Below are 9,245 nucleotides of genomic sequence, written 5' to 3'. Positions count from 1 at the left end.
CTTACCGAGGTAAGCTTCAGCTACCGGAAACTTTCTGGGGGTTTGGGAGGTTCGGCCGCTTTCGCGTCCTGCACTCGCTCCCAACAAGAAGAACAATACTGACTCTCCTGGTGAAGATGCAAATCGGGGTCTGACGAGGTGGGAGACGCTCGTACCGCCTCCCACCTGTCACGTACTGCACCGCCCAGCAGACGCCTCTCGGCGGGTGGCCGCTCGAAGCGGCAAAAGTTGGAGCCCGGGGTCTTGAACCAGGCGGCATCAGGTGTAACCGGGATGGTCCGCGAGCTATTCCCGACGGCAGCCGAGCTCGGCGCCGGCGCGGCCTGGAACAGCGACGTGGGTTCGACCGGTCGATCTGCTACCGCACTGCGTCCACGTTCCCCTCCCCCGAGGAACGTTGTGCCGAGGCCGGGGCTATCTCGACGGCTGTGGGGCGTCGCAGTCGATCTTCGGGTTCGCGCCGATGTAGTTCAGCGGGCCGGCCACGATCGTGACGAGCGTCGTACCGACCTTCGCGCAGGTCGCGTCGGAACCGGAGAAGTAGCTTCGCTGGGCTGCTGCGGCCAAGCCGATCAGCAACCACAGGGCGACGATGACGGCGACTGTTCTGGAACCTGTCGTGGACGCTCTTCGCGTACGCATTTCCACCTCCTGGGCTGGGCGATTACCCCCGTGTGGAACGCTCACCCAGTTCCCGCGCGCGCAGGATTGGAAACGGTGTCAGACCTCGCGCCAGCGGTGGTGCGGCTTGATGTGTCTGTTCACGTAGGCGCCGATACTTGGTGCGGCCAGCAGCGCGGCGTAAGTGGGTTGGGCGACGTCGAAGTACTGGTAGACGGAGCCGTTCACGTACTCGAGCTCGAGCGTGCCGTCGGACCAGCCGATTGATCGGATGCTCGACGAATTCACCGGTCGCCGGCGCATACAAGCCCTCCTCGTGGTCAGGCCGTCCGCTGGGGATTCCCATTCTCCAGGCGAGCCAGCACGCGGGCCAGGTCGACGATCACCGTGTTGAGCTCGCTCAGGGCAGCCGGGTCGAGCGGCGCCGCCTGCGGAGCGATGCCGAGGGCCGCGGCGAAGCGGATCTTGGCATCGGGATGGGCGTCGCGGAGCGTGGTGTCGAGCGCCTCCTGCAGGTACTGGCTCGGCACCCTCTCGGGTCTGTCTCGCCACTTCGTCACCGTGCGGGCCGAAATCCCCAGCTGCTCCGCGAACGCCTCGTTGGTCAGCCGCAGCGCCGACTGCAAGGCCTGCGCAGACCTGCCGGTCCACTGGTCGACAACCGTCATCGTGTCACTCCTCGTGTTGGTCACTCCTTGCAATCAGCCTACGGCGATCGAGTGACCACTGGGGGTCCGAATTTGTTCCCTGTGGATACCGGTCGAGTTCCTGGTGAGGCCGCGGGATCGGACGTTGACTTGGGCCATGGACGAGATCACCGGTAGGACCGCGACGCTGACGCGACGGAGTTCGCGGCGGCGGCATCTGAAGATCGCGAGTAAGTCGGGCCCGCGCTGCTTCCAGCTGGTGCGGCATGTCGACGTCTCCGGCGTCAGCGGGACGGGCGTCGTCGCCGAAGGTGTCGAATGGACGGACGGCTCGGTCGCGCTGCACTGGGGCGGGCGCTACCCGACAACCACCGTCTGGCCCGACGGTATCGATGCGCTGGTCAGCGTTCACGGCCACAACGGCGCCACCACGATCCGCTGGCTGGACGAATGAGGCGCCCTCAGTTCCGGTGCGGTGGGCGCACCCTGCTACCCGCCCGCCGCACCGGCCTACTCCGAGTAGAACTTCTCGCGATACCCGCCGGCCGGTTGGCTCTCCCCTGTCGCCGAGCCGTTGTGACCAGAGTCGAACGGCAGGCGGGTAACCCTCCCGTTGACGGCCTGCGAATGCTCTCGCGCCGCAAACGCCTTGGCCTCCCCCGCCGCTTCGAACTCGGCAGGCAGCTCAGGCTCGGCAGGCGACTCGGGCTCGGCCTGAGCATCACGTGCGGTGAGCGGCTGAGGCCTCGCGGGCGACTCCCCCTCAGCAGGCAACGCTCGCTCAGCGGACGGCGGCGGCCCGGAAGGCAACCCCGGCTCAGCCCGGAACTCGGGCTCGGTACGCGCTGCAGGTACGGCGGGCTGCTCCGGCTCGGGATTGGCAGGCTCGGGACTAGGGAGCTCTGGCTTCGCGGACGGTGTGGGCCCGGCCGACAGCCTGGGCTGGCCCGGAGGCGCGGGCTCGGTCTGCGATCCAGGCTCGGCACGCGTTTCGGGCTCGGGGTGGGCCTCGGGCTCGGTGGGCGTTTCGGGCTTGGGGTGAGGTTCGGGGGTGGCGGGTGGCTCGGGGGTGGTGGTGGGTTTGGCGGCTTCGAGTTGGTCTATGGCCGCGGTGAAGGCGAGTTCCGCGCGGGTTGGTTTCGGCTGGTCCACCGGTTCGACCGAGGTTCGGCGCACTGGCAGGTCGTTGGCCGCGGCCGAGAGGTCGGAGAGGGTGTCGAGCAGGCCCAAGGCGTTCTCGACTTGGCCCGGGTGGTTGACCAGCCACCAGACGGCCGCGGATCCCGGCGATGCGAAGACGTCTTCCTTCAGGTACGCGCGTTTGTCCTGTTCCATCCGGCGTTCCAGCAGGGTGGTCTGCTCGTGCCGATGGAGGGCGGCGAGATGTTGCAGGTGCCGCTGATCGGCGTCCGGCAGCCGCAGCCGGATCTCGGTGGCCCAGCAGCGCACCTGTCCTTTGTCGTCGAGCGCGGGCTCGCCGAGGATCGCCGCCAGCCGGTGCTGGTTCAGCGCCTCCTCCGTGACCTGCAGCCCGGTCGTCAGAGCGCGCGCACGTTCGAGCAACGCATGAACGGCGACAGCGCCGAGATCCGCGTGCCGCGATCCCGCGAGCACGGTCGACCACTGCACCACAGCCGAGAAACTGAACTGGAAATCAGCGGACGCCGAGGGCAGCCGCACATCAACCACTGTCCGCGTCGGCGGCCCGGAGAAAACTGGATCCGGCAGTACGACGGGGGCCGGCGTCGGCGGCGCCGCAGTCACAACCGGCTTCGGCGGATCGGGCTGTTTCCACACCACGGCCAACACCACCAGCAAGACCACCGCCAGGACGACGGGTGCCCATCCCGGCAGCCCGACCACCCGCGCCACGACGTACAGGACCAGCACAAGCGCAGCAGCAGTCAGAAGAGTGTTCCGGTGCAGCTTCATGATGGTGTTCCTTCACCGCGTCGGGCGGACGTCAGCGGATCAACCAATGCGTACCGAACGGCTCCCCGTTCCTACGCCGCCCAGGCCACCGGCAACCCGGACCACAGACCTCGCCCTCGCGACGAGCTCCCCAAAAGTCTCACACGCCCACCCGCCCACAGCCGCCCCCTGCGTGTCGCCCACCCCGACCATTCCCCACCCACCCGCCTCAACCAGCCCGCACCCGCACACGCAGGCCGGCCCGTGGCTGACCACCAGGCGCCCGGCCGAATCCCTCCACCCGGCCGGACGCCCACTGCTCCGACGCACCCCGCTCCTCCCTCGCTCCCCCGAGCCCTGTGCGCATATCCCCCGGGCCACCCCGCATGTCCCCCGAGCCCCTCGCGCATGTCCCCCCGGGCCGCCCGTATGTCCTTCGAGCCCCTTGCGCCTTTCCCTCGGACCGTCCCGCATGTCCCCCGAGCCCCTTGCGCCTTTCCCTCGGACCGTCCCGCATGTCCCCCGAGCCCCTTGCGCCTTTCCCTCGGACCGTCCCGCATGTCCTTCGAGGTCTCCCGCATTTCCCCCGATCGCTCGGCGGTTCGGCGAAGGCGAGTTCGCCCGCCGAGTGGGGTGCCCGGCCGAACTCCACCTGGCCGGGCGCCCACCTTTGGTGCGCTGGCTCGGGTCAGGGGGCGGTTGCCTGCTATCGGTCGCCGTTGGTTGGTGTCGTGTCTGTTGGGGCGGTTGGTTCGGGGTGGGGGGTGTGGTCGACGATCGGGCGGAGGGTGGGGAGGTTGTAGTTGGTGCGTAGTGCTGTTGCGACCTGGGGCAGATTGGCCTGCTCGAATGCCTCGGCGAGGCTGTGGGCGGCGGGCTTTCGGGCGGACTCGTCGAGCTTGTCGATCGCCTCGATCAGCGACTCGATCTCGGCGGATCCGTCCGGCGCGTTCTCGCCGGTCGCCAGCCGGGACAGGCGGGTGAGGACGTCGGCGAGGTCGACGGCGCGTTCCACTGAGCCTTCGTGTTGGGACAGCCACCACACGACTGCGGACGCCGGTGTCCGCAGCGCATCTTCACGGAGGTAGGTGCGGATCCTCGTCTCGTTGATGGCACCGACCTCCCACAACAGCCCGTCGCGATGGGCCTCGTCCAGTTTGGCGAGGTGCTGCTGGACAGCCTCCGGGAGTGTCAGACGGACGTCCGTCGCCCAGATCTCGAGCTCTCCCGATGCCTCCGCCTCCGGGCGGCCGATGCGTGCGGCGAGCTCGTGCTGCGCCAGGGAGTACTGGATCGGTCGCCATCGGCTCGTCACCTCCCGAGCCTGCCGAAGGACGAGCTCGCGGGCGACATCACCGTGGTAACTCTCGGGTTTCACCGCCTGCCAGTGCACGGTCGCCGAGAGTTCGAGGAACACGGTTTCGTCCGCTGTCGGCAGGCCGCTGGTAGTCAACTGCGACGTCTGCGAGCTGTCCTCGGCAGGCGGCCGATGCGTGGTTCGGCGGTATCCGATCCATCCGACGGCCCCGGCAGCCGCAGCCAGGACGACGCCCAACCAGCCCAGCTTGACGATCAGCCAGACCGTGGCGGCCAGCAACAACAGCAGCGCAGCGGCGAGGTACTTACGGTTCAGGTTCATGAGTCGGCCTCCGGGACGATCGTTCGCCGGCCCCGCCGGACGAGTTGTTCGACGACTTGCGCGGTCCGGCGTCGAACCGGATCGTCGCTGCGGACTTCGAGCCATTCGAGCGTCGTGGTGAACAACGCATCCAACAGTTCGCGGTGGTGGGCGCAGACCAAGGCGAGGATCTGTTGGACGGCGTCCGCGTCACCCGGCCGGTCCTCGGTCAGAGCCTCGGCGTACGCCCGCAACCACTGCCGGAACAACGTGGCCTGTGGGATGCGCTCGCTGTCGGTCAACGCCCGTTGCCAGCCGGCGACTATCCGTTCGAGCGCCTCCGTGCCGCGGAACATCGCCAGTAGGTCGGGCGCGGCGGCCGCCGCGAACTTGGCCGGATCGAATCGCCATCGCTCGAGAACGGCGTCGATCACGGCGAGACGGCGGTCCGGGTCCTCGGCCAGCTGCCTGAGCCCGCCCTGGGCGGCCAAGCGGACGTCGAGCGCCGAGTGGTCCGCGAGCCAGAACAAGCGGACCACCGCCTGGTCGAGGTACTGCTCGGCGAGGATCTTGACGCAGGCCGAAACCACGATGGCGGCCCGACCGTCCGGCAGCCGGGCGTCGCGCGACCAGGCATACAGCAACTGCCGGGCCGCCGAAGCCGTTCCGTCGTCGTCGAGCAGCTCCTCGAGCAAGGTGTACGCCGCCGACCGCTGCGACTGGTACCGATCGTCCGACCATCTCTCCACCAGGCGTACCGCGAGGTCGGCGTCCCGCGTCCGTCGGCACTGGACGCCGAAGCGGCGCGCGACAGTCGCCATGTCGAATCTGTCGAGGATGCCGATTCCCGACTCGATGAGATCACCCACCCAGTCGGTCAGTCGCCCGCGCAGCCAGGGCATCTCGTCCCAGAAGTACCGCAGGATCTCCGCCGGAACCTCCCGATCACCGAAGCGGAGACGCTGCCCCGGCTCCGGCGCTACCGACAACTCGAGCCTCAGGTCGGCAAGAGCCTCTTCGACCCTCGGTATCTCGAGGGCGTGATCGTCGGTATCGGCAACCCGCAGCAGCTCCAAGAGCCGTGCTTGCGCCAGAAAGACGGTCTGCATCGAGAAGCCGTGTAAGAGGGCCGCCGCGATCAGCAATGCGCGAGGGCGTGCCTGTTCCAACGACTTCACGACGTCGGCCACCCGCTGCCGGCGCTTGTCGGCCGAGTTGAGGATTTCCGCCAGCAGGACGTCCGCCGCGATCCCCGGGCGCTGACGCCGGGTCTCACGAACCTGGTGCACCACGCGGACCAGACCGTCGATACTCGACGAGCCGAAGGTGTTGCGGTAGCCGGACAGGTCAGCTGCCGTGAGGCCTTCGGCAGCGAGCCGTCGACACAAGATCTCGAACATGTCCGGGCGGCGAATCTCGACCACGAACGGCAGCAGCTCGGTCTTCAGGCTCTCGCCGTGCGGATGCGGCAGGATCGCGACCAGTTTTGCCCGCCGCTGCTCGAGTGCGGGTTGCAGCGCGGGCAGGTAGTCCTGCAGTTCGGCGAAGGACTCACCGTCGGTCTCGGAGAGATCCAGAACCAGCCGGTCGTCGTCACGAACGTCCTCGGCCTCGAAGATGCGGCGCTCGACCGCGACCGCCGATCGCTCCCGATCGGGAGCGATGAAGCGCACCACGGTGTCCGCGGCGATTCCGGTCCGCAGCAACATCAAGGCGGCGGCATTGCGTCCCGTGCCCGCGACCCCGCTCAGAATGACCAGCCCATCCGGCTTCGCCAGCACGGCCGCCGCCCGCTGAAACCCCGGCGGTGCGACGAACCTGTCCGCGAGGTCGCGGAGGGACGCCGAGGTGACGCTCGTGATGCGCGGTTTCCGCGGGCGGGTCTCGTAGTACCGGATGTCGTTGAGCTGATTTCCGGTGCCGGTGTGAATCGGTCCGGCGCTGTGGTTGACCTGGGTTCGGAGCGGCTCGACGGCCTCCTGCTCGCCTTGCGCCGGCGGAGGTGTCTCGATCGCTTCAACGGCAGGCGGGGCCTCGGTCATCGCTCAGGCCCTCGGTACAGAGTGTTGTTCTGCGTCCCGCTGCCGGTGTAGATCGGCCCGCTCGACCCGTTGATCTGGACGCCGAACCCTCCCGACGGCGGAGCCGGGGCCGCCGGCGTGCTCGGCGATGCCGATTCCGGACCACGAGGCGGCTTCAGAAATCCCCTGCTGAGCAGGTCGCCGGACGGTTTGGGCACGCGCAGATACGCCAAGCCCTGGTACGTCTTCACCTCCGCACCGGCCTCGACGTACAAAGAGGCAGGGTCGTCGGCGAAGCGAGCCAGCACGGCGTCCTCGTAGACGCGGCGCGAGACGATCGCGGCGACCTGGGTCACCTCGGGATCAGAGCCGGCGAGCAGATGCCGGACAGGGTCGCTGTCGAGGAGCCGGTGCAGCACCACCCGTTCCGCGCCACTCCCGTCGCCCAGCTGATTCATGCCCGAATCGGCGATCGGGCCGAGGTTCACACTGACCCGAAAGCGCATCGGGCCGTTCCAGTAGTGCGGACGCCGGCTGTTCCGCTCCTCGAGCTCTTCCTGGAGGGCCGCCAGGTACGGCTTCAGCAGGTGCGGGAGCAGCTCCGGCGGCAGTCCGATCGCGTACCCGTCGCCCGTCCCGTTGTGGAAGGTCTTCCGGGCCCAGATGCGGGCGAGGCCGGCGCGCTCGAACGCGGCCTCCATGACCTCGGGAATCAGCTGGGTCAGCTCGGTCTGGTCCCGGCCGGCATTGCCGCTGTAGTCCTTCATATCGACCACTAACAGGGCGCGGTACGGCGGCAGCTCGGAAACACCGGTGTAGCGCGGGTCCTGTGGTGTGCTCATCGTGGGCCTCCTCGAGAACGGGTCGGTCCTCTTCAGAGTGGGCGAGCGCGGCCGCAGGGTTTGTCCGGAATCGGACAGTCCAGAAGTGATGCGGGCCTCAGCCGCGCAGGCTCAGACGCGGAAGGCCGCGGCGAGCAGATCGAGGTCAGCGACGACCAGGTGCGGCCCGCGAGCCAGGGCTCCGGCCGCGCGCAGGGTCGTGAGCTGGTCCGCGACCGTGCTCCGAGCCAGACCGAGCGACCCGGCGAGCTCTTCTTGGGTGAACGGGACGCGCATCGGATTGGCTGCGGTGCTCGGCGCGAGCACCGCCGTGTCGTGCAGCAGGCGCGCGATCCGGCGGAGCGCCGACCGGTGGGCAAGGTCGACCTGCCGGGACACCGCTTGATCGAATTTCCCGGTCACGTAGCGGTGGAGCTCCTGGCCCAAGTGGTGCTTCGCGATGAACCGGTCGAACTGCGCAACCGACAGGTAGTACGCCGTGCACCGGTCCATCGCCTCGACGGTCGCCGTCCGTTGCCCTTCTCCGCCGGCTAGCTCGCCGAGGAGCTGGCCCGCGCCGCGGATTGTCAGCAGCAGTTGGGCGCCGTCGGCAGCTGAGGCGAGCAGCTTGACCCGCCCGTGGTCGAGGGCGAGCAGGAATCCGCCCGGGTCACCTTGCCGAAGGATGGCCTGGCCGGGGCTGTAGCTGCGCAGCATCCCCTCGGTCAGCAGGAGCTGCCAGGCCGCAGGGCCGACCAGCTCGCGGAAGGTCTGCAGCACACCTGCCCCCGATCGCATCTCGCCGCCGAACCACAGAAAGTTTTCCAGGTTGCACGGAGCGTGGCGATGGGGTGCGTGTCGTTAGCCGGTGAGGGAGCGGAGGGCTCGGCGGGAGGGGGTGAGGAGGACGGGTTTGTAGGGGCAGCGGGCGTCGGTGAGGGTTTCGTAGGCGCGGATGGCGCGGTTGGCGGCGTCCCAGCCTTGTTCGGCGGGGGTGCGGCCGAGGCCGCGGTTGCGGACCAGGGCGCCGTAGAAGGCGGAGCAGAAGACGGTGGCCTCGTACCAGCCGACGACGGTGCTGGTGCCGATGTAGGTGATGTCGTCCTGGAGGCAGTCGCGGATGGCGCGCTGCCATTTGCCGATGCCGGTTTTGCAGCCGTCGGCGATGACGACGCCGGAGGCGATCCCCCATTGGCGGTCGAGGAACCAGTCGGCCAGGGAGCTGAGCGAGACCTGGGTGCGGCCGTCGGTGGAGAGGAAGGAGGGCTCGGCGCTGTGGTCACCGTGTGCCATCACGTGCAGGACGGTGGAGGGGGTGGTGAGGGCGGAGAAGGCCGTCTCGTGGTCACGGGTGCGGACGAAGTTGACGTCGATGACGGGCTCGGCCCAGCCGGCGTTGATATTGCCGGTGATGCCCTGGACGAATGTCATCGAGGCGTCGAAGGAGCTGTCCAGACCGAGATCCACGAGAGTGATCAGCCGATTGCGCATTCGCCATCCCTCCAACGCGATTCGATCCCCGCCGAGGTCCATCATGGACCACGGATCCGACAGTTCGCGCCCCCGATTCGGGGACCGAGACCGGGAGTCCGGCCGTACGCCGTAC

10 protein-coding genes are annotated in these 9,245 nt (G+C 68.5%); 1 reads left to right on the top strand and 9 read right to left on the bottom strand.

Translation table 11 applies throughout. From position 1 onward, the window contains the following. Positions 1–414: 414 nt before the first annotated feature. From ACZ6ZD_RS35655 to ACZ6ZD_RS35645, 3 genes are all read right to left on the bottom strand, one after another. Complete coding sequence (locus ACZ6ZD_RS35655) at positions 415–642, bottom strand: hypothetical protein (RefSeq protein ID WP_465678850.1); 228 nt, start codon at positions 640–642, stop codon at positions 415–417. A 78-nt stretch (positions 643–720) separates the two neighbouring features. Then, positions 721–924 (bottom strand): KTSC domain-containing protein, encoded by a 204-nt coding sequence (locus ACZ6ZD_RS35650; RefSeq protein WP_465678849.1) that lies wholly within the window; start codon positions 922–924, stop codon positions 721–723. A gap of 17 nt (positions 925–941) precedes the next feature. After that, a complete protein-coding gene (locus tag ACZ6ZD_RS35645) occupies positions 942–1,289 on the bottom strand; it encodes a helix-turn-helix domain-containing protein (protein WP_465678848.1) in 348 nt (115 codons plus the stop codon). Between the two features lie 136 nt (positions 1,290–1,425). Here ACZ6ZD_RS35645 and ACZ6ZD_RS35640 point away from each other — a divergent pair, with 136 nt between their 5' ends. Next, positions 1,426–1,722 carry a hypothetical protein gene (locus ACZ6ZD_RS35640; RefSeq protein ID WP_465678846.1) on the top strand — a complete coding sequence of 99 codons (297 nt, stop codon included), beginning with the start codon at positions 1,426–1,428 and terminating at the stop codon, positions 1,720–1,722. Between the two features lie 56 nt (positions 1,723–1,778). On the opposite strand, the gene ACZ6ZD_RS35635 is transcribed toward ACZ6ZD_RS35640, so the two are convergent. The 6 genes from ACZ6ZD_RS35635 to ACZ6ZD_RS35610 form a co-directional block, all read right to left on the bottom strand. Further along, entirely contained in the window at positions 1,779–3,200 is a 1,422-nt protein-coding gene (locus tag ACZ6ZD_RS35635; protein ID WP_465678845.1) for a hypothetical protein, read from the bottom strand. Between the two features lie 685 nt (positions 3,201–3,885). Then, positions 3,886–4,818, bottom strand: a complete 933-nt coding sequence (locus tag ACZ6ZD_RS35630) for a hypothetical protein (protein WP_465678844.1) — start codon at positions 4,816–4,818, stop codon at positions 3,886–3,888. Then, positions 4,815–6,839 (bottom strand): hypothetical protein, encoded by a 2,025-nt coding sequence (locus ACZ6ZD_RS35625; RefSeq protein WP_465678843.1) that lies wholly within the window; start codon positions 6,837–6,839, stop codon positions 4,815–4,817. Before ACZ6ZD_RS35625 ends, ACZ6ZD_RS35630 begins: the two co-directional genes overlap by 4 nt. Further along, a complete protein-coding gene (locus tag ACZ6ZD_RS35620) occupies positions 6,836–7,660 on the bottom strand; it encodes a hypothetical protein (protein ID WP_465678841.1) in 825 nt (274 codons plus the stop codon). Before ACZ6ZD_RS35620 ends, ACZ6ZD_RS35625 begins: the two co-directional genes overlap by 4 nt. A 111-nt stretch (positions 7,661–7,771) precedes the next feature. Continuing rightward, positions 7,772–8,437: a Crp/Fnr family transcriptional regulator gene (locus tag ACZ6ZD_RS35615; protein WP_465678840.1), complete on the bottom strand. Its 666-nt coding sequence runs from the start codon at positions 8,435–8,437 to the stop codon at positions 7,772–7,774. A 63-nt stretch (positions 8,438–8,500) separates the two neighbouring features. After that, positions 8,501–9,130 (bottom strand): hypothetical protein, encoded by a 630-nt coding sequence (locus tag ACZ6ZD_RS35610; RefSeq protein WP_465678839.1) that lies wholly within the window; start codon positions 9,128–9,130, stop codon positions 8,501–8,503. Positions 9,131–9,245 lie beyond the last annotated feature (115 nt).

It is taken from the genome of Kribbella sp. NPDC104218 (assembly GCF_055584105.1).
Note: the sequence above shows the minus strand (reverse complement) of the source record. Positions and strands in the feature narration are given on the sequence as shown.

What these genes read in the sequence shown, in the direction of transcription:
- ACZ6ZD_RS35620 (WP_465678841.1), bottom strand. Translation starts at nt 7,660, where the DNA reads ATGAGCACACCACAGGACCCGCGCTACACCGGTGTTTCCGAGCTGCCG.
- ACZ6ZD_RS35645 (WP_465678848.1), bottom strand. Translation starts at nt 1,289, where the DNA reads ATGACGGTTGTCGACCAGTGGACCGGCAGGTCTGCGCAGGCCTTGCAG.
- ACZ6ZD_RS35640 (WP_465678846.1), top strand. Translation starts at nt 1,426, where the DNA reads ATGGACGAGATCACCGGTAGGACCGCGACGCTGACGCGACGGAGTTCG.
- ACZ6ZD_RS35635 (WP_465678845.1), bottom strand. Translation starts at nt 3,200, where the DNA reads ATGAAGCTGCACCGGAACACTCTTCTGACTGCTGCTGCGCTTGTGCTG.
- ACZ6ZD_RS35610 (WP_465678839.1), bottom strand. Translation starts at nt 9,130, where the DNA reads ATGCGCAATCGGCTGATCACTCTCGTGGATCTCGGTCTGGACAGCTCC.
- ACZ6ZD_RS35630 (WP_465678844.1), bottom strand. Translation starts at nt 4,818, where the DNA reads ATGAACCTGAACCGTAAGTACCTCGCCGCTGCGCTGCTGTTGTTGCTG.
- ACZ6ZD_RS35650 (WP_465678849.1), bottom strand. Translation starts at nt 924, where the DNA reads ATGCGCCGGCGACCGGTGAATTCGTCGAGCATCCGATCAATCGGCTGG.
- ACZ6ZD_RS35615 (WP_465678840.1), bottom strand. Translation starts at nt 8,437, where the DNA reads ATGCGATCGGGGGCAGGTGTGCTGCAGACCTTCCGCGAGCTGGTCGGC.
- ACZ6ZD_RS35625 (WP_465678843.1), bottom strand. Translation starts at nt 6,839, where the DNA reads ATGACCGAGGCCCCGCCTGCCGTTGAAGCGATCGAGACACCTCCGCCG.
- ACZ6ZD_RS35655 (WP_465678850.1), bottom strand. Translation starts at nt 642, where the DNA reads ATGCGTACGCGAAGAGCGTCCACGACAGGTTCCAGAACAGTCGCCGTC.